General features: G+C 33.6%; 23 protein-coding genes and 1 tRNA gene. 3 read left to right on the forward strand and 21 right to left on the reverse strand.

Annotation, left to right across the window (positions count from 1 at the left end):
- Positions 1-98: 98 nt before the first annotated feature.
- Positions 99-1,571: an MFS transporter gene (locus HDR40_RS06325; RefSeq protein ID WP_290627633.1), complete on the reverse strand. Its 1,473-nt coding sequence runs from the start codon at positions 1,569-1,571 to the stop codon at positions 99-101.
- Positions 1,572-1,711: 140 nt separating this feature from the next.
- Between HDR40_RS06325 and proC the strand changes: the two genes are divergently transcribed.
- Positions 1,712-2,482 (forward strand): pyrroline-5-carboxylate reductase, encoded by a 771-nt coding sequence (gene proC / locus HDR40_RS06330; protein ID WP_290627635.1) that lies wholly within the window; start codon positions 1,712-1,714, stop codon positions 2,480-2,482.
- A gap of 45 nt (positions 2,483-2,527) precedes the next feature.
- On the opposite strand, the gene HDR40_RS06335 is transcribed toward proC, so the two are convergent.
- The 6 genes from HDR40_RS06335 to rlmD all read right to left on the reverse strand — a co-directional run bounded on the left by HDR40_RS06335 (position 2,528) and on the right by rlmD (position 7,442).
- The gene (locus HDR40_RS06335) at positions 2,528-3,298 is read right to left on the reverse strand and encodes a CPBP family intramembrane glutamic endopeptidase (protein WP_290627637.1); all 771 of its coding nucleotides are present in this window, start codon (positions 3,296-3,298) and stop codon (positions 2,528-2,530) included.
- A 131-nt stretch (positions 3,299-3,429) separates the two neighbouring features.
- Positions 3,430-4,065, reverse strand: a complete 636-nt coding sequence (locus tag HDR40_RS06340; protein WP_290627639.1) for an NAD(P)H-binding protein — start codon at positions 4,063-4,065, stop codon at positions 3,430-3,432.
- A gap of 71 nt (positions 4,066-4,136) precedes the next feature.
- Positions 4,137-4,463, reverse strand: coding sequence for a putative quinol monooxygenase (locus HDR40_RS06345; protein ID WP_290627641.1), 327 nt, complete (start codon positions 4,461-4,463; stop codon positions 4,137-4,139).
- Positions 4,464-4,515: 52 nt separating this feature from the next.
- Positions 4,516-5,196 (reverse strand): type 1 glutamine amidotransferase, encoded by a 681-nt coding sequence (locus tag HDR40_RS06350; protein WP_290627642.1) that lies wholly within the window; start codon positions 5,194-5,196, stop codon positions 4,516-4,518.
- A gap of 31 nt (positions 5,197-5,227) precedes the next feature.
- Positions 5,228-5,764 (reverse strand): hypoxanthine phosphoribosyltransferase, encoded by a 537-nt coding sequence (hpt, locus tag HDR40_RS06355; RefSeq protein WP_290627644.1) that lies wholly within the window; start codon positions 5,762-5,764, stop codon positions 5,228-5,230.
- 331 nt (positions 5,765-6,095) lie between these two features.
- Positions 6,096-7,442 carry a 23S rRNA (uracil(1939)-C(5))-methyltransferase RlmD gene (rlmD, locus tag HDR40_RS06360; protein ID WP_290627645.1) on the reverse strand — a complete coding sequence of 449 codons (1,347 nt, stop codon included), beginning with the start codon at positions 7,440-7,442 and terminating at the stop codon, positions 6,096-6,098.
- Positions 7,443-7,790: 348 nt separating this feature from the next.
- Here rlmD and nhaC point away from each other — a divergent pair, with 348 nt between their 5' ends.
- Positions 7,791-9,167, forward strand: coding sequence for a Na+/H+ antiporter NhaC (nhaC, locus tag HDR40_RS06365; protein ID WP_290627647.1), 1,377 nt, complete (start codon positions 7,791-7,793; stop codon positions 9,165-9,167).
- A 60-nt stretch (positions 9,168-9,227) separates the two neighbouring features.
- Positions 9,228-9,935, forward strand: a complete 708-nt coding sequence (locus HDR40_RS06370) for a Bax inhibitor-1/YccA family protein (RefSeq protein WP_290627649.1) — start codon at positions 9,228-9,230, stop codon at positions 9,933-9,935.
- Positions 9,936-9,974: 39 nt separating this feature from the next.
- Here the strand turns inward: HDR40_RS06370 and HDR40_RS06375 are convergent, their stop codons facing one another.
- From HDR40_RS06375 to HDR40_RS06440, 14 genes are all read right to left on the reverse strand, one after another.
- Positions 9,975-10,649 carry a TMEM175 family protein gene (locus HDR40_RS06375; protein ID WP_290627651.1) on the reverse strand — a complete coding sequence of 225 codons (675 nt, stop codon included), beginning with the start codon at positions 10,647-10,649 and terminating at the stop codon, positions 9,975-9,977.
- 54 nt (positions 10,650-10,703) lie between these two features.
- Positions 10,704-11,606 (reverse strand): diacylglycerol kinase, encoded by a 903-nt coding sequence (locus HDR40_RS06380; RefSeq protein WP_290627653.1) that lies wholly within the window; start codon positions 11,604-11,606, stop codon positions 10,704-10,706.
- A gap of 25 nt (positions 11,607-11,631) precedes the next feature.
- Positions 11,632-13,062 carry an Asp-tRNA(Asn)/Glu-tRNA(Gln) amidotransferase subunit GatB gene (gatB, locus tag HDR40_RS06385; RefSeq protein WP_290627655.1) on the reverse strand — a complete coding sequence of 477 codons (1,431 nt, stop codon included), beginning with the start codon at positions 13,060-13,062 and terminating at the stop codon, positions 11,632-11,634.
- A 3-nt stretch (positions 13,063-13,065) separates the two neighbouring features.
- Positions 13,066-14,505: an Asp-tRNA(Asn)/Glu-tRNA(Gln) amidotransferase subunit GatA gene (gene gatA, locus HDR40_RS06390; protein WP_290627657.1), complete on the reverse strand. Its 1,440-nt coding sequence runs from the start codon at positions 14,503-14,505 to the stop codon at positions 13,066-13,068.
- Positions 14,505-14,807, reverse strand: coding sequence for an Asp-tRNA(Asn)/Glu-tRNA(Gln) amidotransferase subunit GatC (gene gatC, locus HDR40_RS06395; protein ID WP_290627659.1), 303 nt, complete (start codon positions 14,805-14,807; stop codon positions 14,505-14,507). Before gatC ends, gatA begins: the two co-directional genes overlap by 1 nt.
- 12 nt (positions 14,808-14,819) lie before the next feature.
- A complete protein-coding gene (locus HDR40_RS06400) occupies positions 14,820-15,956 on the reverse strand; it encodes a CamS family sex pheromone protein (RefSeq protein WP_290627661.1) in 1,137 nt (378 codons plus the stop codon).
- A gap of 19 nt (positions 15,957-15,975) precedes the next feature.
- Positions 15,976-17,982 carry an NAD-dependent DNA ligase LigA gene (ligA, locus tag HDR40_RS06405; RefSeq protein ID WP_290627663.1) on the reverse strand — a complete coding sequence of 669 codons (2,007 nt, stop codon included), beginning with the start codon at positions 17,980-17,982 and terminating at the stop codon, positions 15,976-15,978.
- A gap of 42 nt (positions 17,983-18,024) precedes the next feature.
- On the reverse strand, positions 18,025-20,268 hold the full coding sequence (gene pcrA, locus HDR40_RS06410; protein ID WP_290627665.1) for a DNA helicase PcrA: 2,244 nt from the start codon (positions 20,266-20,268) through the stop codon (positions 18,025-18,027).
- Positions 20,269-20,417: 149 nt separating this feature from the next.
- Positions 20,418-21,041 carry a glycoside hydrolase family 73 protein gene (locus HDR40_RS06415; protein ID WP_290627667.1) on the reverse strand — a complete coding sequence of 208 codons (624 nt, stop codon included), beginning with the start codon at positions 21,039-21,041 and terminating at the stop codon, positions 20,418-20,420.
- On the reverse strand, positions 21,041-21,658 hold the full coding sequence (locus HDR40_RS06420) for an ECF transporter S component (RefSeq protein ID WP_290627669.1): 618 nt from the start codon (positions 21,656-21,658) through the stop codon (positions 21,041-21,043). The genes HDR40_RS06415 and HDR40_RS06420 overlap by 1 nt, the downstream gene beginning before the upstream one ends.
- A gap of 68 nt (positions 21,659-21,726) precedes the next feature.
- Positions 21,727-21,811, reverse strand: a tRNA-Leu gene (locus HDR40_RS06425).
- 242 nt (positions 21,812-22,053) lie between these two features.
- On the reverse strand, positions 22,054-23,496 hold the full coding sequence (locus tag HDR40_RS06430) for an oligosaccharide flippase family protein (protein ID WP_290627671.1): 1,443 nt from the start codon (positions 23,494-23,496) through the stop codon (positions 22,054-22,056).
- Positions 23,496-24,650, reverse strand: a complete 1,155-nt coding sequence (locus tag HDR40_RS06435) for a CDP-glycerol glycerophosphotransferase family protein (RefSeq protein ID WP_290627672.1) — start codon at positions 24,648-24,650, stop codon at positions 23,496-23,498. The genes HDR40_RS06430 and HDR40_RS06435 overlap by 1 nt, the downstream gene beginning before the upstream one ends.
- Positions 24,651-24,812: 162 nt before the next feature.
- Positions 24,813-25,010 (reverse strand): zinc ribbon domain-containing protein (locus HDR40_RS06440; RefSeq protein WP_290627673.1); only part of this gene is annotated, 198 nt, incomplete at its 5' end.

Genomic DNA, 25,010 nt, shown 5'->3' on the forward strand with positions numbered 1-25,010 from the left:
ACAGGTTCTGTGAGTTAGGTATGAGACCTTTCGGACATCGAAAGCTAATTCTCTGTAAGATCCTAAACACTACCTGTTGTTCCCAGAAACTCGGGAATTCATTCCCGATGTAGTTCATTAGGAGATTTTCTCCAGTTATAATAAAAATTAAAAACAGTTGCAACAATTAATAAAATAAATGATACTAGCATAATTTCTTTAATACCTGAATGAAAGATCATTCTCATTTCTGGTACTAACTGTTGTGGTAAGCTTTTAGCCGTTTCAGCATCACTTAACTTATTCATCATAGTCATTGTAATATTAGTTTTATGAGCAATTCCATGTTCCAAAGAAAGATTCATAATTACCCCATAAATTGCAGCCATCACAGTTTGAGCTAAGATTCTAATTAAGTATGAAGTAGAAGTTGCAGTGGGCATATCTTTTCTACCAGCATCAACCTGTACCTTAACTTGTAAAGCAACAAAGATAAATCCTACACCGATTCCAGAAAAAGCAGCTAATATTGTTAAAAGCCAAACTGGAGTTGACAAAGTAGAAAGATACATCCCACCAACAGAAATCATCATGGTAATAATTCCTATCATTACTAAAGAAAATGTTCTCAAATGCTCTTGAATAGTCGCCACAGTTTGTGAAGCAATAATTTCTACAACTGAATTTGGGATTAACGTCATCCCACCAAGAAGTGCAGATAAGCCTAAAAGTCCTTGGGCCCACATTGGCAAATAAGTATTGACAGCAATAAAAGCACCCCATGTAAAAGCAAAGAGTAGAAAATCACCATTTAAATCGTGCTTTTTAAAAATAGATAAAGGGATAATAGGATTTTTAGCTCTCTTTTCTCGCTCCAAAAATAAAAATAGAAAAATTAAACTACAACTTACTAAACCAAATACAATAATATTATTTGCAATTCCTAATAATTGAACCCCACCTAAAAATAATAGTAAACCAACAATTAGAAAACCCGCTCCCGGCAAATCAAAAATTGCAGTAGATTTAGGCGTGACTGGCTTATAATAAATCAAGCAAATAAGTAAGACAAGCAGACCAATCGGCACATTAATATAAAATACCCAATTCCAAGATAAGGCATCAATTAACCATCCTCCAATTAGTGGACCTAAAATTGCTGCACCGTTAAAACTAGCAGTCAAATAGCCTAATACTTGGGTGCGCTTCTTAATATTTTTAAAAACATATCCCGCAATTATGTAAGGAAGTGACCCCATACCACCAGCGCCTACTCCCATAATTAAGCGTGAACACAGAAAGAAAATAATATTCGGTGCCATCCCCTGGAGAGCAGATCCGATAATAAAAAGAACAATTGAAATTTCAAATGCTTTTTTATTAGTAATTTTTTCACCGATTTTAGTCCAAATAGGAATTGAAATTGACATCCCTAACAGGTAAATAGCTACAATCCATCCCATAAATTGAATTCCATGTAATGCTGAAACAATTGCTGGAATTGCAGTATTGGTGATTGTACTATCAAGGCCTGACATTACATTTCCAAGCATTAATGCCACAGTTACCATTGTGATCTGCTTTTTATTCATAACTTACTCCTTATCCACAAAGCGCTTAAAATCAACGCTTAAACATGTATATGTTAGTCCTTTTTTTAAAATTTGAAAAGTATAATTTTTTTACTTAATTTGGTAAGCTATAAGAAAAAGTTAATGAAAGGGAAATTATTATGAAAATTGGTATTATTGGCGTAGGTCATATGGGTACAGCAATCATTGAGGGACTTAAAATAAATTCTACTAATGAAATTATTGCCCAAAATCCTGCCAATCCTCGTGTAAGTAAATTGGCCCAAGAATTAGATTTTACTTTATTCAATGACATTAACGAATTTCAAAGTCAAAATCCTGAAATCATTATTTTAACTACTCCCGCTGAAATTACTTTAAGGGTAGCTAATCAATTACGAAATTTAAATAACCAAACAATTATTATTTCTGCAGCTGCAGGTATTAAAATAGCAGAATTTAGACAATTCTTATCCCAATCAGATATTGTTCGTATTATTCCTAATATCCCTGTTTCAGTAAATGCTGGAACAATCGGCTTTAGTTGCGAAGAGGATCTAGACGGAGAAATTAAAACCAGGGTCATCAATTTTTTAAAACAACTTGGAGATGTTATTCCTGTTAAAGAAAGTGAACTCAGTATTGTTGGCACAATTGGCGGTTGTGGTCCTGCATTTGTGGATATTTTTTTAGATGCATTAGGGGATGCGGGCGTATTAAACGGTCTTAATCGAGATACCGCTAATCAACTAGCATCCAGCATGGTAAAAGGAAGTGCTGAACTCGCCTATAAGACAAAACTTGCTCCTGCTCTTCTAAGGGATAAAGTTTGTTCACCAGGAGGTACAACAATTAAAGGGGTACAGGCTTTAGAAAAAAATGGCTTCCGTTACGCTATAATGGATGCCATAAACAAAGCTAATAAAAACTAATAAAATAAAAACTCAAAGATATACGGGATATATCTTTGAGCTTTTTTATTCTAAATTATTTATTTTTTTATTATAAAGAAAAATCCAGAGTAAACTTACTATAAGAATTGGTAAAAAAATTACTAATACTCCTATCCAAGATACAGCAACAGTAGTTGCTGACTTTATAACTGGTGAAAAATCAAACAAAAAGTGCATTACAGCTGGAATAACCATTGCATTGGACCAAATATGAATCGTACAAAATAACATACCAATTGCAAAAGCATAAAATACTTGCTGACTTGTAGCTGCTAAAGTTTGATGAGTCAAATTAACTAGATGCATTAAACCAAAAATTGCAGAAACTGAAATACTTGATAATAACAAAGTATATTTTTGTTTTTTAAAAACACCTATAAATGCATTAAAAAATAAATTTCTAAAAATAAATTCTTCTGCAAAACCTGCACCAATTGCTGTTGCCAAACAAATTAAGGTCATCATCCATCCTTCTCTAAAGATCATGACCCAGCCTAAGGCCTTAGCTAGATAAACGTAAGCTAGCATAACAACTAAAATAGCTGATAAAATTGCTAACTTTCCTTGTTTAGGTCTATTTTTTAATACAGTTGTAGTCTCAGAGAAATAAGCACATGCACTTGCCACAGCTAGAGCAATGAACATATATAAGAGTCTATTCCAAGGTTGAGGAATACTCTTAATTAGAGTTATTCTTCCTGCAAAAACGTAAATTAATAATAAAATTATCCCTGAAATAAACATCTTTAATAATGAATAGGGATAGTTTAAAAAAGTGAGCTTATCTTTGTTCATGATTTTTCCTCCAATTCAAGTTAATTAAAAAGGAAAAATGAAATAATTGCAAGTTATTAAAAAAGCCGGTTTTATCTCGGGACTGAATTACCGAGTTTTCACCAGCTCATAACATTATAAAAATTTAGGAATTATTTAATTGAAGCTAAAGCACTATCAATTGGTGTATTTCCACCAGTAATTTCAATAACTTTCTTTTTTGTATTTGGATATTTAATAATATCTGCTAAAACGCGTGCCACATCAGGAATTGGGTTTTCTAAAGACTCGTTATTATTTAATGCAATTTTACCAGTTCCAGCACTTTCAATTAAATTAGTTGGCTGTAGAATCGTATAATCAAGATTAGTTGAGTCCATTAAAAATTTATCCGCAAAAAATTTAGCTGCTAAGTAATCCTCAAGTCCTGGAATAGAGCTAAACTTATTAACATTTAAACTATACATTGAACTAAGCATTATATAACGCTTAATCCCTACCCTTTCAGCAGCCATCATAGTTTTAACTGCACCCAGCGCATCAGTTTGTATTAAATCTTTACCACGTGATCCAGCAGTAAAGTAAATAACTTCACTACCTAATATTTGATCAGCAATATCATCAACACTAGCATGCAAATTCAGTTTTTCAGTCTCTACACCATTTAATTTAATAATATTTTCCGGATGACGTGCAGCAGCCTTGATAGTGTGACCATCAGCAATCAAATACTTAATTAAGTCAGTAGCTACTCTTCCCGATCCACCAATAACAAATATTTTACTCATGATAATCTACCCTCTTTAGAACTTATATCATAATAATAAATTATTTTTTATTAGTAGCAAAATGAAAAGACTTACTTTCTTAAGTAACGAGAATCTGTTTCTGGCATATCATTTGAAATGAATCTCTCAGCTTTCATATGCAAATCATACTTATCACGCAACTTAGCCAAATCTTGCATCATTGTCGTCTTGTGGTGAGCATCAATTGCAGCCTGATCTACCCAAGAATCAATCAATAAAACAGTTTCTGGATCATTAAGTGGTTGAAAATATTCATACTTTTCATTTCCCGGTTCTTGACGGATTTTATCTGCTAAACCACTTTCTTCCATTTCACGAACAAACTTTTGGGCACTACCATTTTTACCAGTGTAATAAAGATTTATAGTCAAACTCACTCTAATCCTTCTCCCTTTTATCATAAGCAGAAAAACAAAAACTTATTTATTATTACTTTTTATTTTTACTAGTAATAAAATCTAATAACTTAAACATTACATCTTTATTTTCTACTGGCACACCGTGCTTTAAAATATCGTAATAAGTTTGATTCAAATCATTTTTATCTTCAGGATATTCCTGATCGTTAATAGCAATCTCACGCAAATCATCTTCTTCAGGTTCAAAATGAAACTGCAATCCTATTACATTATCATAAAGTAGAAAACCTTGATTTTGGACTAAATCACTAGAAAACAATAATTTAGCTTCTTTAGGAATTTCAAACATTTGTTGATGCCAATGAAGAGCAGTTAATTTTTTCGGAATATCAGGAATAGTCTTATCCTGTAAATATACTGGTGCCCATCCAACTTCTTTATGGGGTGCATCTAAAACTTTATAACCAAGAGCTTTAGCAATCTGCTGAGCACCAAAACAAGCGCCAAAAATTGGTTTACATAGTTTCAACATTTGTTTAATTAACTTACGTTCTTGTATAATCCAATCTACATCATCGTTCGGACTCATTGGACCACCTAAAATCACTAACAAATCTGTATCGTCTACAGTTGGTAAATGATTAAAAGTTTCAGGATGATAAACATATATCTCATGGTTATTTTTATTTGCCCAAGACTTAATAGCTCCCGGACCCTCATTAGGGGTATGTTGTAAAACATTAATTCTCATTTATTTATCATCCTTATTAACTTATTATAACTTAGCTTGCATAAACTTTATGTTTTAAAATTCCGACATAAGGTAAATTACGATAAAAACCATTATAGTCCAAACCATAACCAACTAAAAATTCATCCGGTGCATTAAAACCAATATAATCTCCATGGAGATCAACTTGACGCGTTTCTGGCTTATCTAACATAGCACAAATTTCAACACTCTTAGCTCCACGCTCAAGAAATAATTGCTTTAGATATTTTAAAGTATGGCCAGTATCAATAATGTCTTCCATTAAAATTACTGCTCGGCCTTTAACATCTGACTTCACGTCCTGAACTAATTCTACCTTCCCCGTCGAGTTCGCACCAACATAACTCTTAGCTTTGATTGGATCAACGTTCAACTTGAAATTCATTCGTTTAAGCATATCACTAGCGAAGACCATTGCTCCAGTCATTACTGGCACAACAAGAGGTATTTGATTAGCATATTTATTAGTTAATTGTGCTCCAATTTCATCCATGCGCTCATTAAGTTGCTTTTGACTATATAAGATAGTTTCAATATCGTTATTCATAATAATTTTAATCCTTCCAATTGATAACGATAAGATTTTAACACATATTTAGTGGTTTTGTAATCAAAAATCGCTAAAAATATATTTAATTTATTAATTATATTATTTATTGTAATATATATTGTTCGTGTTTTTTGAATAGTTTTTTTACTGTCAATAGCCTTACACGATTCCTCAATTATTGCTACCATGTATCAAAAACAGGTAATAAAAAAGCCACTATTTCTAATGCTCAACAATAAAAATTATCGCTACCCAATTTACTCAGTGGCTTCAAACTATTAGATAACAAAAATGACTAATCACTAAATATATGATTAGTCATTTTTAATTATTTCTTTTCCAATACACTCACTCCTTCAACATGCGGAGTTTGTGGGAACATATCAACCGGATCAATAGAGCTAAAATCGTAGCCTTTTTCTTGGAATAATTGTAAATCGCGCACCATAGTGGCAGGATTACATGAAATATAAACAATCTTCTTCGGTGCAGTTTTTACAGCTGCATCAATAAATTCTGGAGTTAATCCCTTTCTTGGAGGATCCACAAAAATCACGTCAGTCTTCAAGCCATCAGCTGCCCATTGGGGCATTACTTCTTCAGCTTTACCAACTACATATTTAGCATTGGTGATACCGTTTAAACGAGCATTATTATTAGCATCATCAACTGCAGGCTTAACAACTTCCATCCCACGAACTTCCTTAACGTGCTTTGCCACAGAAAGTCCAATTGTACCGATACCAGAATATGCATCAATTACTACGTCATCTGGCTTTAAATCAGCTTTTTCAATTGCCAAATTATAAAGGCGTGGAGTTTGCAAAGAATTTATTTGGAAGAAACTTTGTGGTGAAATTTTAAACTTAACATCACCAATCTTATCAATAATATAATCATTTCCCCAAAGAAGATAATCTTTTTTACCTAAAATTACATTAGTCTTTTGCGGATTATGATTCAAAATAACACTAGTTACATCATCAATTTTACTTATTTCTTGGGTAATTTTCTTAAGTTGAGGAAAATCCTTGTGAAGGGTAATTAGAATTACCATAATCTCACCAGTGGCTTTAGAACGACGTACATCAAGATAACGAACTTCTCCCTTATGATGAATCTCATCATAGGCTGGAACATGATTTTTTCTTAAAATATCGCGTACTGCCACTAACACACGGTCAATTTCAGGATCAGTTGTAAAAAAATTAGTTAACGGTACTAAATCATGTGAATGCCGTCTAAAAAAGCCAATCTCCAATTTTCCCTTAATATTTCTTACTGGAACTTGCGCTTTATTACGATATCCTACTTCTTCTGGACTGGTTAAAGTCTGTTCAACTTTAATATCATCTAGATGAGATTTTTGAAGTAAATTAACTACTTGTTGATGTTTAAATTCAAGCTGCTTATCATACTTAACGTGAGCAAGAGAAGCCAACCCAGTTTGAACCCATTGGCGTAGTTTCACATTAATTCTATCAGGACTCTCTTTTTTTATCTTTTCTATTTTTGCAAATGCAAAATTCTTTTTCACTTTTAAAATTTTTGCGCTAACAATTTCTCCTGGAAGAGCGTTAGTAACAAAAATAGTTAAACCATCAAGATGCGCTACCCCCATAGCTTCATATGAAAGATCGGTAATTTCTAAGTCAACAATTTGATTTTTTTGCATGGTTATTTCCCTTTTAAAAAATATTATTCTAATAATTAATTATAACAAGAAAATATAAGTTTTTCAGATTAACCCATTGACACATTTTTTTAACCTTGCTATCATTGTTTGCAACAAAACGTCATAGTAGGTGCTTCGTTAAGCGTCAGAGAGCTGGTGGTAGGTGCGAACCAGTCAGGCGAAGTAGATGAATTACAGCGTTATCACATTATTAGGCCCTAGTCAGTGCCTTTATCACCTGATATGAGTGTGAGTTATTTTTCACTAAGTTGGGTGGTACCACGATATTATTCGTCCCGTTGATTTTTATTAATCAGCGGGATTTTTTGTTAGGAGAATTATTTTATTATGAAAAAGAAAGTTGGTTTTGCTGAGGCTGTGGCTATTTTAGTCATCCTCCTAGGAATTTTAGGTATCTCAGTTATTAAATTTGGACTTTCACCAGAAGTTCCTGTTTTATTCACTGTTTGTCTATTAGTATTTTGGGCGAAATTCCGCGGTGCTTCTTGGGAAGAAATTCAAAACGGAATTAAAGAAGGCATCGGAGTTGCAATCATTCCTATTTTTATCTTTATTTTAATCGGTGCCTTAATTGGTTTATGGATAAAAGCTGGTATTATTCCTTCAATCATGGTGCTAGGTTTTAAAATAATTAATGCTCAATTCTTTGTACCATCAGTATTTGTGGTTTGTTCAATAATCGGAATTGCAATCGGTAGTGGTTTTACTACAATTTCTACTGTTGGGATTGCCCTATTCGGGATTGGTGTAAGTATGAATCTTAACCCGGCACTTCTTGCTGGCGCAATTATTTCTGGGGCAGTTTTTGGTGACAAAATGTCTCCTTTATCTGATTCTACCAACCTTTCCTCCGCCGTTGCTGAAAGTGAGTTATTTTCTCATATAAAAAATATGATGTGGTCAACTATTCCAGCTTTCTTTGTTTCCCTTTTCTTATTCTGGCTTTTAGGGAATAGTGGAAAAATGGATATTAGTAAAATTCAACACACTTCACATATCTTACAATCTAACTTTTCAATTAGTTGGTGGGCTATTTTACCAATTATCTTAATGATCATATGTGCGTGGAAAAAAGTTCCTGCAATACCCACATTATTCTTAAATATTACGTTAACCATAGTAATGATTTTTATTCAAACTCCACACGAATCACTTCAAAGCTTAACAAATTTAATTATGAATGGCTTTATTGCTAAGACTAGCGATAACTCTGTTAATGCATTACTTACTCGCGGTGGTATTTCAAGCATGATGGGCACAGTAGCATTAATTATTTCCACCTTATCCTTAGGAGGATTATTAATGAAGTTTAACGTAGTTCAAAATGCTATGGAACCTCTGGTTGAAAAACTTAAAACTCCTGGTCGTTTAATTACTATTACTATTCTTTCAGGAATATGTATTAACTTATTTGTTGGAGAACAATACCTCTCAGTTATCCTTCCTGGTCGTGCTTTTAAACCAGCTTATGACAAAATTAAGTTATCGCCACTAGCTCTAAGTCGTGTTCTTGAAGATGGAGGTAGTGTTATAAATTATCTAATTCCATGGGGAGTTGCTGGATCCTTTGCTGCTTCTACCCTAGGCGTTCCAGTCCTTACTTTTCTCCCATTTGCTTTCTTTAGCTTACTCTCACCAGTCTTTTCAATTTTTTCAGGACTAACAGGAATTGGCCTAAAATGGGCGAAAGATAAGACAAAATAATTTTTTTAACTTATAATAAACCAGTAAGTTTATTTATTATAGAAAGAGGGAAATAGATAAGTGGATAATTTTGAACCTCAACGTCGTCATGTTGTCGATATTAGTGGATTAAATAGTTTCCTAACTAGAATGTACGGTATGATGACTTTAGCAGTACTAGTTTCTGCAATTAGTGCTTACTTAACAATGACCGTTTTTAGAGTACAAGTATTAACCTTTTTTGCTAATCATCAAGCATTAACTTGGGTTGTCTTGATCGTTCCTATTTTTTTAGCATTAGGTATCAGTTTTAGAGCTACTCGAAATCCCGTTGCAAGTTTTGTAATGTTGATGATCTTATCAATTATTTATGGTATTGAATTTGCATTGATTGCGGGTGCCTATACTCGTGCTAATATAGCTTCTGCCTTCTTCTCAACAGCAGCTGTATTTATTACAATGGCTGTAATTGGTACAATGACTAAAAAGAATTTAAATAATCTTGGTTCCTATGCATCTGCTGCATTAATTGGGTTAATTGTAGCCATGATTATCAATATGTTCTTAAAGAATCCAATGGTTTCTTATGTCTTTTCATTCATTGCAGTGATTATCTTTACAATTTTAACTGCTTGGGATGCTCAAAAGATGAAACAAATTTATCTTCAATATGGTGATGATGTTTCTACTAATGGATTAGCAGTAGCTGGGGCCTTACAGCTTTACTTAGATTTTGTAAACCTATTCTTACAATTCTTACAAATTTTTGGCTTTAGCAACCGCGATTAATATTTTATAAAAAAGAGGACCATAAACTGGTCCTCTTTTTTATCTAACTCCACGATTACGTGTAGGTGCAATCAAAGAAACTAGCGGAATCATTAAATATAAAATCATTGCAATATTTGGCTTATAGAAAGATAAAATAATCAAAAATATATTAATTATTATTATTGAAATGACTCTCCATGCAGAATGTCTCATTAAAACTATACTCATGACCAACGAATCTTTAAATTCAGATTTAGATCCAAAATACTCAACTGCAATCTTTAATAACTGGGCAATTAAAGATACCACACCATAATTAATCATTGCAAAAGTTGAATGCTCTTTCATAATCCATTCTGTCATTACTGGAAAAAGAGCCAAATCTACTAAAAAGAGCATATCCAAAATTACCGTAATTTTAGTTGGTTTTCTTACAAAATAAGAAAAAGAAATATGTAAATCATACCAAAAGTCACCAATAATAAAGAACGTAATTAAAAACACTACTATATCTGCTAAAAATTTTTCATAATGAACCTCATTAACAGGCGGTTTAATCTCTAAAACAATAACTGTCATAATAATAGCAATAACTGCATCATTAAAAGCTTGTAAATGTTCGCTTAATTTAGCAGGTTCTTCTTTTTGTCTTTTGATCATTTTTTCTCTCATTTGATCAAGCTCTTCTTTTTCCTGAGCAGTTAGATTAAATCTATTCTTTTTTTCTTTCATTTTTCCTCCAAATAAAAAGGGTATCACAATATTCAATGTGATACCCTTTTTTGATTAACCAACGTAAAACTCAATATGTTGTTGTAAATTTTTAAAATCAATTGGTAAGTAACCACCAATTTCGCCATCCAGATTAACTGGAATTTCTTTTTTCGAGTCATCTAAAACTTCTACCTTTAAGGTTTTAGTTTTAGTGTAGATAATTTTAGGTTCATTAACATGTTTTCCGTTTAAGGCCATAGCCATTAAGCGTAAGACATCTACTGGATTAGCAGTTTTTACAACAATCAATTGAAACAATCCGTCTGATAATTCGGCATCTGGCATAATTTGTTCAAATCCACCAATGGAATTAGTCATACCCAATAAAAACATGGATAACTCTCCCTCATAGACACCTTCATCATAGGTTAAACGCATTTTATGACTACTAATACGTGGAAGCATTTCTGCTCCCTTTAACAAATATGCACTATAACCTAAAATAGACTTCAATTCTGATGGAACACCATATGTAAGTTCAGTCATTGAGCCACTTGCTGCAATATTCATAAAATATTTATCTCCAGCAAGCCCAATATCCATCTTTCTAGTTTTACCTTTAAGAATAACTTTAGCTGCATCAACTAAATCATCACGCGGAATTTTTAAAGCACGCGCAAAATCATTAGTGGTACCCGCAGGAATAACAGCTAATTTAGGTCTCTTTTCAAGAGGAGCTACCCCATTAACAACTTCACTAATCGTACCGTCACCACCGGCTCCGACGATTAAATCAAATCCATCCAAAGCACAGCGCGTAGCTTCTTTTTGAGCTGACAATGGCTCTGGAGTAGTTTGATAGGCACTGGCTTCAAAACCTGCTTGTTCTAATATGTTTAAAATTCCTGCCACACTCCCAAGCATTTGCTCGTGCCCAGATACAGGATTATAGATCAATCGTGCTCTCTTTGTCATTGCCATCTCACCTTTCTTTTAACGATTAACGACTTTGTAATTCTTTATTTAATAATTGGTTAACAACCTTAGGGTTAGCCTTACCACGAGTTTGTTTCATAATTTGCCCCACTAAGAAACCAATAGCTCTATCTTTACCATTTTTGAAATCTTCAACAGATTGTGGGTTATTATCAACAACTTCAGTAACCATAGGTCCTAAAATAGAAAGATCTGATAATTGAACCATACCCTTTTCTTCAACATACTTCTTAGGATCAGTTCCATTTTCAATACTTTCTTGGAAAACTTTTTTAGCAATCTTAGATGAAATAGTACCGTCTTTAATCATCTTAATAATTTCTGCTAAGTTTGCTGGGGTTAATTTAATTTCAGTAATATCAACTTGCTTTTCATTTAAGTAACCATTGATTTGGGTATTTAACCAGTTAGCAGCAAGTTTGGCATCTCCACCAGCTTTTACAGTTTCATCATAGAAATCACTAGATTCCTTGGTCTGTAAAATAACATCTGCATCATATTCCTTGATACCATAATCATTTACATAACGTTTACGACGGTCAAATGGTGATTCAGGTAAACTAGCAGCAATTTCATCAATCCATTCTTGGCTGATATGATCAGGCGCAATATCTGGCTCTGGGAAGTAACGATAATCTGCATCGCCTTCTTTAACACGTTCCAAAACAGTCTTACCAGTAGCTTCATCAAAACGACGAGTAGAAAGTTGCACACGTCCACCAGAAAGCAAAACTTGTTGTTGACGTTGTTCTTCATAAGCAAGTGAACGACGTACGTGGTCAAATGAGTTTAAGTTTTTCATTTCCACTTTAGTACCAAGCTCTTTTTGACCTGCGGGACGAATAGAAATATTGGTATCTACACGCATGGAACCTTCTTCCATCTTAACGTCTGAAGCACCAGTGAATTGAACAATTTGGCGAAGTTTAGTTAAATAAGCATAAGCTTCTTCAGGATCTTCCATATCTGGTTCAGAAACAACTTCTAGAAGTGGTACACCTTGACGGTTTAAGTCAACGTAAGAATAACCGTTAGCACCGTGAGTATTTTTACCAGCATCTTCTTCGATGTGCATTTCGTGGATACCAATACGTTTCTTCTTACCATGAACTTCCACTTCAATGTAACCATCTCGCGCAAGTGGTTGGAAGAATTGAGTAATCTGGTAAGCCTTTGGGTTATCAGGATAGAAATAGTTCTTACGGTCAAAGTGGGTAGTTGGCAAGATATGTGAGTGAGTTGCTAAGGCTACCATAATCCCTAAACGATAAACATCCTTATTAACCATTGGTAAGACACCAGGCATAGCCCAATCAATCACGTTAGTTTCTGTGTTAGCAGGTGCACCGTAACTTACTGGTGATGGAGAGAAAATCTTACTCTTGGTCTTTAATTCGAAGTGGACTTCAAGTCCGATAGTCGATTTAAAATTCATTAATTAATCCTCCAATCCAGCTGGTTTCTTTTCATAGAACTTGTTTTTACGTTCAATAAAGTCAGCAACTTGGAAGATGCTTTCTTCATCAAATCGTTTAGCCATAATTTGGAAACCAACAGGCATCCCATCTACAAGACCAGCTGGAACACTTGCTGCTGGAATACCAGCCATATTAGCTGAAATAGTCAAGATATCATTTGCATACATCTTAAGTGGGTCTTTAATAGAAGAACCAATCTTGAATGCAGGTGTTGGAGTAGTTGGTCCAACAATAACATCATTATCTTCAAAAATCTTATCAAAATCTTGGCAGATTAAAGTTCTAACTTTAGCTGCTTGTCTGAAGAAACGATCATATGATCCGGCAGATAAAGCAAATGAACCTAGCATAATACGACGCTTAACTTCATCACCAAAGCCTTCACTTCTTGATTTAACGTAAACATCAAGTAAGTTCTTAGTATCCTTAGCACGGTAACCATAACGAATACCATCATAACGTTGTAAGTTTGAGGAAGCTTCACTAGAAGCAATAATGTAGTAATCTGGAACAACATATTTAGTATGTGGCAAGTTTACCTTGTTGATGATTGCACCATTATCTTCCAAGATTTTAATTTGTTCGTTAATTAAATCCTTAACTTCAGGTTCAATTCCTTCACCAAAATATTCTTCCGGAACAGCTACACGAAGACCCTTAACATCTTTGCCTAAAGCTTTAGTAAAATCAGGTACTTTTCGAGTTGAAACAGTTGAATCATGATCATCTGCACCCGCAATTACGTTCAAGATTTTAGCTGAGTCTGCAACACGCTTAGTCATAACACCAATTTGATCAAGTGATGATGCAAATGCAATCAGCCCCCAACGTGATACACGTCCATATGTTGGCTTAATACCGAAAATACCATTAAATGCTGCTGGTTGTCTTACAGAACCACCAGTATCAGAACCTAAAGCTGCCACAACTTCACCACCAGCCACTGCTGCTGCAGAACCACCAGATGAACCACCAGTAACTTTAGTTAAATCCCAAGGATTTTTAGGAGCACCGTAATATGAATTTTCACTAGATGATCCCATTGCAAATTCATCCATATTTGCCTTGGATACAATGGTCATTTGAGCTTTCTTAAGCTTAGAAATTACAGTTGCATCATAAACAGGCATATAGTTATCAAGAATGTGACTAGCAGCTGTTGTCTTAATACCGTTAGTAATGATGTTATCCTTAATTGCAATTGGAATACCGGCTAATTCATTAGATAAATCTAAATCTTCAGCAGGTTTTGCATCATCAACAATAGTAATCATTGCATTAAGCTTAGGTTCTAACTCCTTAATAGTCTTTAAAGTATCTTGAGTTAATTCTTCAGCTGTAATGTCACCATCTTTTAATTTTTTATGTAATGATTCAATATTTTCATTTAAGTAATTCATTAGGCATTATCATCCTTATCAATAATCACTGGAACCTTAATGAAGCCATCTACCTTTTCTGGAACATTCTTCATTAATTCTTCCTTACTTTCCCAATGTTCAGGTTTGTCTTCTCTGAAGACAGTATCACGATCTACTACTTGAACAGTTTCTGGAACATCAGTAGTATCAACTTCACCTAATTGGTCAGCCATGTTGATAATATCGCCCATTTGCTTTGTAAATTTATCTAACTCTTCATCACTAAATGCAAGTCTAGATAACTTAGCAACGTGAGTAATCGTATCCTTGGTAATCTCCACTATTAAACCCTCCTATTCACCGTCAAAGACGTGCTTGTAGTAACTATCATCTGCAGAACTCTTAACAATTATTGCCTGCACCTCATTTACTGAGCTAATCTCAATTTCAATTGGAACATCACTAGGCAAATACTTCTTCGCTGAGCTTTCCACCAAACTAGCAAAACTTTCAATCTGTGCATAACCAAAGAATTGAGTAGTAATCTTAATACTCATCTTACTTAACTTCTTATTTTGGTAATAAACCGTTGCAGTTACACCACTAATATTAGGGAAGTAATTTTCAATTGAGCTCTTAAAATTACTAAATGCTGATGAATCAGTAGAATTAATTGCCTTCTCGCTTCCAACAGTTGGTAGTACTTGACTACTATTATTGATAGTCTTCCACTCATTTATTTTACTACTATTTGCATTAGCAATTCCATATGTAAAATAGTTACCACCAACAAGTGAATCTTTATCGGTCTTACTAAATAAACCAATTACTAATGTAACATTTTTTAGACCCTTTTGCTTACGTAATCTTGCAACAATTTCATTAGCTGCTTTTTTACCAAAACTTGTTTGTTGAGCACGAGATATATTTTTATGATATTCAGTTTCACTTTTACCTTTCGTATAGTAATCAACTGAATTCAAAGCCAAGCCTAAGCTTATTCCTGAAATCTTATAGCTATTTCCTGACTTAGTAAGAAAATCCTGCTCTAAAATTTGATCCAAAATAATAGGTGTATAGTTTTTAGTCCCCGTTGATTTTGGATTTAAGCCATCAGGATTGCTCTTGGATTTACGTCCAAGCCAATCAGTTACAGTACTAGTAGATAACTTTTGACCTTCTTGGAAAACATACTTTGTAGTAGAAAAATTAGATTGTGAAATTGTCATTAAACCGGATTCTAACGCTCTTTCATCTACATCATTATCACTAGTATTGGCAGTTAAACCTGAAATTGGACTCGTTACATATTGTCCATCTTTTAATAAAACATTATAACCATCTTTATCTGTACTGGTAGTTTGGTAGCCCTTTTTCTTGGTTGTAGAAGCAGTCGAATTATTAGCTAAATCAGAATTCTTCAAATTACCACATGCACTTAAGCTGAGCGCGGTAGCTAATAATGCCACCATTCCTAATATTTTTTTCAACTTACTTTATCCTTCTTACTTATTCGTTAATCTTAGCAATTGCCTCTGTCTCGGTGAGCATAGGAACTTCTAATTTTTCAGCTTTTATCTTCTTAGAACCTGCATCAGATCCATAAATTAAGTAATCTGTCTTTTTAGAAACTGATCCAGTAACTGTAGCACCTAATATTTGTAATTTTTTAGTAAATTCATTCCGAGTAAAATGTTCTAATTTACCTGTTAAAACTACCTTCTTATCCTTGAAAAAATTTTCGGGTGCTTCTTGGTCACTAATTCCTAAAAATTTCATATTAACATTGCTATCTTTAAGTTCTTGAAGTAATTTTTGAGCTGATGGTTGATTAAAGTAGGTCACCATTGATTCAGCAATCGTCTCTCCTATTGTATCGATTGTTATCAATTCTGGCACTGTTAAATTACTAATCTTTTCTAAGTCTTTATATTTTTCAACAATTAAACGTGCTGCTTTCGCACCAACATGGTCAATTCCTAAACCATTTAACAACAATTCAGCTGAATTATTTTTACTATTAGCAATAGAAGTTAACAAATTAGTAATTGCCTTATCTTTAAAATGATCTAATTGACTTAACTTTTCTTCATCAAGATGGTATAAGTCAGCTACGTCTTTAATAAATCCATTAGAAATTAATTGTTTAACAATTTTAGGACCCAGTCCCATGATATTCATTGCACCTCGCGAAGCAAAATGAATGATACCTTCCTCTACTTGTGCTGGACACATTGGATTAATACAACGGAGTGCTACTTCATCTTGTAAATGAACTAACTTTTCTCCACATGATGGACAAGTAGTTGGAATACTATATGGTTGACTATCTTTTGGACGCTTAGAAAGAACCACTTCAGAAATTTCCGGAATAATATCGCCGGCTTTATGAAGTAAAATTGTATCTCCTATTCTGACATCTTTTTCTTTTAACATATCCGGATTATGTAAGCTAGCTCGCGAAACTGTTGTTCCTGCTAATTGTACTGGATCCATAACCGCCGTTGGAGTTACAACACCTGTTCTACCAACTGTCCACTCAATATTACGAACTACTGTTTCTTGCTCTTCTGGTGGAAACTTATATGCAATCTCCCATCTTGGAACCTTTACTGTACTTCCAAGTTTATCTTGTAAAGCCAAGTCATCTACTTTTAAAACAATTCCATCAATTCCATAAGTCAAACTATTTCGCTTCACTGTGTACTCATCAATAAAATCAAAAACTTCATCAAGAGACGCTAACTTTCGACCAGTTTCATTAGTATGAAAACCTAGCTTATGCAATTCCTCTATTGCCTGATGTTGACTTTCAATTTTATCTGTAGGATTTACCCAAGTATAAATAAATGTACTAAGCTTACGTCTTTTAGTAACTTTAGGGTCCAGTTGGCGTAAAGAACCTGCAGCTGCATTTCTAGGATTAGCAAAAACTTGTAATCCTTTACTATCTCGCTGCTCGTTTAATTTAGCAAAAGATTCCTTATCCATATAACATTCCCCTCTGACTTCAGTAGTCAAAGGCTGAGGCAAAACTAACGGAACATCTTTAATATAACGAACATTAGCTGTTACATCTTCTCCAACTCGTCCATTTCCACGAGTAGATGCTCTAACTAATTTACCTGCTTTATATTCTAATGATAAAGAAAGTCCATCAATTTTTAATTCAACATTATAAGCAACAGGTTGACCCACAGCTTTTTGAATTCTTTGATCAAAATCTTTCAATTCTTCTTTTGAAAAAACATCCCCCATAGAAAGCATAGGAATAGGATGCTCAACTTTGGTTAGTTCGCTCTTTAAATCACCACCAACTCTTTGAGTAATTGAATCAGTGGTTATCAGCTCTGGGAAGTCCCCTTCAAGTTTTTCAAGTTCATTATATGCTTTGTCATAGACAGCATCTTCAACAACTGGTGCATCTTTTGCATAATATGCATCAGCCCAATTATCAAGTTGCTTTCTTAGCTCATTAATCTGTTCTTTAGCTTGTTCAAGTGATAACTCCGTCATATTTCATTATCCTTTTACTCTAAAAAATCTTCTTAAGCTTAATTATATCTTTTTAATAGGGGCAAAGGCAGCTAAAAGTCGTTTTTCACCAATTCGATTAGAGAAGATAATATCTAATTCCATATCTTCACCTTCACCATTAACCTTTTTAACTACACCGCGACCCCAAGCTTTATGTTCAACCTGGTCTCCTACACTCCATATTTTCTTATCTGCACCTACAGCACCACTTGCTTTTTTAGCAGTATAAACTGGAGTGTGTGCACGCTCATTCTTACGTACAAATGGAACTGTAGTCTTTTTAAAGTTATTTCCAACTCCACTCCCGGCAGAAGGATTAACTTGATTCAAATCTGCAGCATTAATTTCATCTAAAAAGCGTGAGGGGGCATTAACTTGCGTACGACCATACATCATACGCGAAACTGCATTAGTTAGGTATAATTCTTTCTCTGCACGAGTAATACCCACATAAGCCAGACGACGCTCTTCTTCCAACTCATTATCATCCATTAAAGCACGAGATAATGGAAAAATACCATCTTCCATCCCGATTAAGAAAACAACCGGAAATTCTAGTCCTTTAGCCGCATGAAGAGTCATCAATGCAACTTCTTCTCCTTGATTTTCTAAATCATCTTGATCACTTAATAACGTCACTTCTGATAAAAAATCACCAAGAGGCGTCGAATCTTCATCTTCTGGTTCATATCTATCATCAAAACGCTGAGTTACCGTTAAAAATTCATCTAAGTTTTCTAAACGGGTATTAGCTTCTAAGGTATGCTCATTTTTTAACGCGTCAGTATAACCAAAATCTGCTAAAACTTTTTCAGTAATCCCTGTTACACTATGATCTTTTGCATAAATAATCATCTCCGCAAGTTTAGTCCCAAACTCATTTAAAGTTTTACTTGCCCGACCAGTAATTGGTGCTAAAGCTAAATTATTAAAAGCTTCCAGAGCTCCGAAATTATTTTGGCTAGCAAAATCATTAAACTTTTGCATAGTCGTAGGACCTAAGCCTCGTTTTGGTACATTAATAATTCTATTTAAACTCATCGAATCTGCTGGGTTAGCGATAAGTTTCAAATAAGCTAAAATATCTTTAATTTCTTTTCTATCGTAAAATTTATGGCCACCAACAATCTTATAAGGAATATTGGATTTAACTAAAACTTCTTCAATACCACGAGATTGAGCATTAGTACGATATAAAACAGCAAAATCGCTATATTTATACCTATCTTTTTTCATCTCTTCTTGAATTTTTGAAATAATAAAATGAGCTTCATCATTACCACTTTGAGCATGATAATAGTTTACCTTTTCACCAGCACCCTTATCAGTCCAAAGTTTTTTAGGTTTACGTTTAATATTATTTTTTATTACAGAGTTAGCAGCATCCAAAATATGACCAGTGGAACGATAATTTTGCTCTAATTTAATGGTATGAACATCATCATCTTTATAATCTTTTTCGAAATTCATGATATTTTCCATATTTGCACCACGCCAACCATAAATTGACTGGTCTGCATCCCCCACTACGCAAATATTCTTGTACTGCGCTGCAAGCAAATGACAAAGCTGATACTGTGCTTCGTTAGTATCCTGGTATTCATCAACTAAGATATAACGGAATTTATTTTGATAATAATGCAAAGTTTCTTTATCTTTTTTGAATAAAACCAATGTTTGCATAATCAAATCATCAAAGTCCATAATCTCATCACGCTTAAGGCGATGTTGATATTCCTTGTAGACCTTAGCTGCAATCTTATCAAAAGGACTACCTGCCTGCATTTCTAAGTCATCTGGTGTAAGTAAATCATTTTTTGCATTAGAAATAGTTCCTAAAATTGCACGAGGATCATACATTTTAGGATTAATATTCAAATCTTTTAAAATACGCTTAACTAAAGTTAACTGTTCAGCAGAATCTGCAATTGAAAAATTAGTAGAATAACCTATCTTATCAGCATCTCGACGTAAAATTCGTACACATAAAGCGTGAAAAGTAGACATCCAAATACTATCAGCTACTGGTCCCAGAAGTTTTTGGACACGTTCACGCATTTCAGTAGCAGCTTTGTTAGTAAAAGTAATTGCTAGAACATTCCAAGGAGCAACGCCTTTTTCTTCAATTAAATAAGCGACTCTTCTAGTTAAAACAGATGTCTTACCACTACCAGCCCCAGCAACTACCAAAAGTGGACCTTCAGTACATTGCACAGCCTTTTGTTGTTGAGGATTTAATCCTGCAAGAATTGATTCTTCGCTCATTGCTTCTCCTTTACTTCTACATAAAAAACGCTCAAATTGACTTAACTATTATAACAAAAAAGATACTAGACTTAACTAGTATCCTCCTTGAAAGATTTCAACTAAAAAATCGATAAATTTTACCATCAAGCAAAACTATCGATTTTATACTAATCATATTGAGTTAAATTATATTTCTTAATAACATAAATAATCTTTTCAGCATAACCAGGATCTGTAGCATAACCATCATCTACTAATGCCCTAGCTTGACTTTGATAATCTTTAGCCTTCAACACATGACGATACTGACGTGGATTCCACGTAGTTCCATTTATAAAAAGTTTAGTATGAGCCTTAATTGAAGCTTTATAAGTATCATAAACTTGGAAACGACTACTAATAATTTTCCAATGTCCTTTTACATACTCTTTAGTTTTTAATACTTTAGTGTGGTTAGGATTTGTTCCCTTTACACCAAATAGATTATTATATTTCCTAGCTAATTTACTTTGACCATAGTCACTCTCTACACAAGCCTGAGCAATTGTAATACTTGGAAAAATACCATAAGGCTTACTTGCCTTTTGAGCAATCGGCGCAATCACTTTAATAAAATTGTCAGGTGTTTGCTCAGCATACACCTTTTCAGTTTGAGCTTGTTCTAAGTACTTATCATAAGTAATTTTCTTAATCCCATATCCTACTCCGGCAATTAGTAAAATAATTGCCACAACTACACGAAATTTTTTCAATCTTAAATTTTTATTTTTTTTACGCGAATATCTAGTCATTAATGTATTCTTCTAGTCATTATTTTCTTCAAAGGCAGAACAATTATAGGTGTAAAGATTCCTGCGAAAATTGCTTCTGCGATTCCATTAGCTCCCAATGCCACCAATAAAATCCAAATCAATGTACCATTATTATGAGCTTGTCCCAAAGCATTGAGCAAAGTTTGGGGATGCATCATAAAAATTAAAGAACTTAAAGTAATTACTAAAATGGTATTTATCAAAGCTCCTAATGAACCAGCCAAAATATAAAAAATAGTTTGTTTCGTCTTATCTTTATTTTTAGCTAATGTACCAATAAAACCAGCAACTGCACCAGCAACTGCACGTGGCACAATAGCAATTAATGGATTTTGAAATAGGACCAAAGTTACCATACTACTTGGCTGTGTATATGCCAATATCATACTCAAAATCCCCCAAAATAAGCCCAGACTGAAGCCAAATCCTGGTCCTAGTAAACTACCAGCAATAGCTAATGTTAAAGGCAAGGTGGTAATCGCTGGCAAGCCTGGTATTATTCTAAAATACCCTACATAAGGAACAAAAACTTGAATGATAATAATCGCAATGAAAATTGCAGCAATCGTTAATCGTTGAACTTTATTGTGAATCATTTAATAACCTTCCTAAAAAATAAAAGGTAAACAAAAAAGGAAGCCGTATTCCGACTTCCTTGTATTAATGCGGGCGAGAAGACTCGAACTTCCACGATCTAAAGCGATCACAAGATCCTTAGTCTTGCGCGTCTGCCATTCCGCCACGCCCGCGTACTTAATTAATATAGCAAAGATTGAATACTACGTCAACCTTTTATTCAAATTAATCTCAGTCAGCTTTCTCACTGATGTACCTAACTAGTTTAGCTGAATTAATAATATTCGTCAACAAAATAATTAATTTTATTTTTTAATTAACTCTCTCCCCCCTTGTTTTTCTTTACTTTATCAAAAAAGATCGTCCAAATATTCTCACAATATTTGGACGACCAACTCTTGTAATCCTTATTAATTTATTTTCTAGCTAATTTATTTTTAAAAATATTCTTCACAAGCTTAATAATATCTTGATTAAAATCCAGTTTAAACACAAACATAATTCCAACATAGACAATAAACATCATAATCGATTTTACTGCCATGTTTAAAAATGCAGAGTGGATAAAATTAGGCCAAATCATCCCTACTCCAAAAGTAATTAAAGCAATTAAAAAGTAATATGGCACATCATGAAAAACATAACCAAAATTATAACCATCACGAACAATCCATAGCCTTAAAATTAACACAATAAATTCCGTTAATAATATTGCTATCATCGCACCGGCTGCACCATATGGACGATCCAAGAAATAACATAAAATAATTTCTGTTATGGCTCCTATAATTACCGGGATAGCATAATCTTTATCTCGCGAGTTAGCTAAGGCAAACTGGTTGGCAAATACCCCACCCATAGGAATCATGATAATTGTCAGTGTAAAGAAAAACATTAGCGGAGTCATTGGAATATATTGCTTACCAAAAAAGAAGGGCACAAATTGTTTGGTATTAGCCATTACGATTACCGCAAACAACGTTCCTAGCATTACCGTTGCTTCAAGAGATTTCTTCATGACAACTTTTTGAGTATCTTTTCCTTCACCAGCCATTTTAGGCATAATAACTAACGAAATCGACGTTATAACTCCCAAAATCATATTAGAAATTCTCTGTGAGTTATCATAATAGGCAACTTGAGTTGAATTTTGGAAAAGTCCTAAAATCGGCTTATCTAAAGAAGTATAGATCTGTGTGGCAATTTGCGGAATAAGTAAAGTAATAATTGCCTTACTAGTCTCTTTTATCCGATAAAAGCTCCTAGTTGGACCACCAACATAATTATGAATATCAAACCAGAAGACAAAAGATCCTAACATTGTTGAAACTGACATAATCAAGATATACTTCCACAAATCATTAGGACTTTTTACTAAAAGTAGAATTAAGACTACACTTACTAATTTAACCCCTGTATTTTTCAAAACAACGCGACCAAAATCTGCCAATCCTTGAAAGAACCAAGAAATATCAAATTGTGCTGAAATCAAAAATGGGACCATCAATAATAATTCCCACCAATATTGAATCTTAAAGACAGAACAGATAAAAAATGTAAGCAAAATCGTTACTGCACCCGCAACTGCTTGAAAGTACCATAGGCCCCAAAAAGCCTTAGTCAATTCCTCTGGTCCTTCATTACTTCTAACACGCGAAATTGTCCGCATCCCAATATAAGACACTGATAACATACAAAAGACCATCAAAAATTGAACAGTATTATTTACACTACTGTAAATACCATACTTCTCTGGCCCTAAAACACGCGATAGATAAGGAACCGTAATTAATGGAACTAAGACTAAGAAAATTTGATAAACCGCATTATAAAGAATATTTAAGAAAGTTTTTTTCATTACTTCACCTGATTTAGCTTAAGAAATTCACATACACGGCGACAATTTTCATCTTCTGATAATTGATCAGACAGCTTTAACCAATATTGTCGTTTAGCTTTCATTGCAGGCGAATCCATATTATCTAAAACATTTAACAATTCACTATAAGAATTAACACATTTACCTGGGGCAATTTCTTCATAAGGCCCCATTAATAAACCACGTGTTTTTTCATATTGCTCCAAAAAATTTGTTATAAATACAATTGGTTTATCAAGATGTAAGTAATCAAAATAAATCGATGAAAAATCCGTCATTAAAAAATCTGTTAATCCTAGTAATTCATATAAATCATAGTCATTATCAAACAAATAATCATTATTCATAAATGCAATATTGGACAACTTACTATCAAAGTTTGTAAACATCTTCATTTCATAGGGATGAAGCTTAACAATCAAATATTGATGATTCTCTTTCAACTTATTATTTAATTTTTCGATATCAAAATCCTTAAATGCAAAAAAGTTACCATCTTCAATTTGTTTCATGATGGACTTATCTTCTAATTCATAACGAAAAGTTGGCATATAAATTCCAATCTTAGCTTGAGAATCAGAAGTCTTAAATAAATCATGCAAAAATCTTTCTTTAGAAATAATCGGATTTTTCAAAGCATCCAAACGTGGAAATCCTAATTTTTGATATTTATTAGTAGAAATTGCAATACAAGCACTCATCAAGCTCTCATATAAATCAGAACTCGAAGTCACAATATCAGCACTTGTATACCATAACTTCTCATTACGTTGATTATCTTTACGTAAAGTATTGTGGGCCATCAATCCCATTCTCTTTAAAGGAATCCCATGCCAAAATTCAACATCTATTTGACTACTCTTTATCTTAAATGGCTGATGCGTTGTAAAAATATATTTAGCAGCTCCAATTTTTTTCCAAGTAAGGAAAGATAAGTGAGAAGAAGGCCAAGGTTCTACCAACGTTACATCAAGATTAGGATAATTTTTCTGTAAATATTTATAAAAAATATATCCATTAGAGCCTGATCTTCCAGCACCATTTAAGATTACTACTGCATTCTTCTTAGTTGGCATTAAACCAGCTAAAAACTTCATTACACTTAAATACAATCTAAAAAATAAACTTTTCATTATTTCTCAATTCATTCTTGTTTTTATAGCACAATTAAATATTTATGAACTACATCGGGAATAAATTCCCGAGTTTCTGGGAACAACAGGTAGTGTTTAGGATCTTACAGAGAATTGGCCGAGAACGTCTCTCGGGTCTCATACCTAACTCACAGAACCTGTCTATCTTACCAAGGCCAGTTCCTGACCAGTTGGCTTCATTATTGCTTTATTTAAGATATTAACTGCCGCATTTATATCTCGGTCATGATGAGCATTACACTTCGGACATGTCCATTCACGTATCTCTAGTGGTTTCTCACTACTGTTATAATTGCAATTTGAACAGATCCTTGAAGTATTTCTTGGATCAACAAGGAC

Source organism: Lactobacillus sp. (assembly GCF_014803895.1).

Coding starts and splice junctions, on each gene's coding strand:
- HDR40_RS06325 (WP_290627633.1), bottom strand. CDS start 1,571: ATGAATAAAAAGCAGATCACAATGGTAACTGTGGCATTAATGCTTGGA.
- proC (WP_290627635.1), top strand. CDS start 1,712: ATGAAAATTGGTATTATTGGCGTAGGTCATATGGGTACAGCAATCATT.
- HDR40_RS06335 (WP_290627637.1), bottom strand. CDS start 3,298: ATGAACAAAGATAAGCTCACTTTTTTAAACTATCCCTATTCATTATTA.
- HDR40_RS06340 (WP_290627639.1), bottom strand. CDS start 4,065: ATGAGTAAAATATTTGTTATTGGTGGATCGGGAAGAGTAGCTACTGAC.
- HDR40_RS06350 (WP_290627642.1), bottom strand. CDS start 5,196: ATGAGAATTAATGTTTTACAACATACCCCTAATGAGGGTCCGGGAGCT.
- hpt (WP_290627644.1), bottom strand. CDS start 5,764: ATGAATAACGATATTGAAACTATCTTATATAGTCAAAAGCAACTTAAT.
- rlmD (WP_290627645.1), bottom strand. CDS start 7,442: ATGCAAAAAAATCAAATTGTTGACTTAGAAATTACCGATCTTTCATAT.
- nhaC (WP_290627647.1), top strand. CDS start 7,791: ATGAAAAAGAAAGTTGGTTTTGCTGAGGCTGTGGCTATTTTAGTCATC.
- HDR40_RS06375 (WP_290627651.1), bottom strand. CDS start 10,649: ATGAAAGAAAAAAAGAATAGATTTAATCTAACTGCTCAGGAAAAAGAA.
- HDR40_RS06380 (WP_290627653.1), bottom strand. CDS start 11,606: ATGACAAAGAGAGCACGATTGATCTATAATCCTGTATCTGGGCACGAG.
- gatB (WP_290627655.1), bottom strand. CDS start 13,062: ATGAATTTTAAATCGACTATCGGACTTGAAGTCCACTTCGAATTAAAG.
- gatA (WP_290627657.1), bottom strand. CDS start 14,505: ATGAATTACTTAAATGAAAATATTGAATCATTACATAAAAAATTAAAA.
- ligA (WP_290627663.1), bottom strand. CDS start 17,982: ATGACGGAGTTATCACTTGAACAAGCTAAAGAACAGATTAATGAGCTA.
- pcrA (WP_290627665.1), bottom strand. CDS start 20,268: ATGAGCGAAGAATCAATTCTTGCAGGATTAAATCCTCAACAACAAAAG.
- HDR40_RS06415 (WP_290627667.1), bottom strand. CDS start 21,041: ATGACTAGATATTCGCGTAAAAAAAATAAAAATTTAAGATTGAAAAAA.
- HDR40_RS06420 (WP_290627669.1), bottom strand. CDS start 21,658: ATGATTCACAATAAAGTTCAACGATTAACGATTGCTGCAATTTTCATT.
- HDR40_RS06430 (WP_290627671.1), bottom strand. CDS start 23,496: ATGAAAAAAACTTTCTTAAATATTCTTTATAATGCGGTTTATCAAATT.
- HDR40_RS06435 (WP_290627672.1), bottom strand. CDS start 24,650: ATGAAAAGTTTATTTTTTAGATTGTATTTAAGTGTAATGAAGTTTTTA.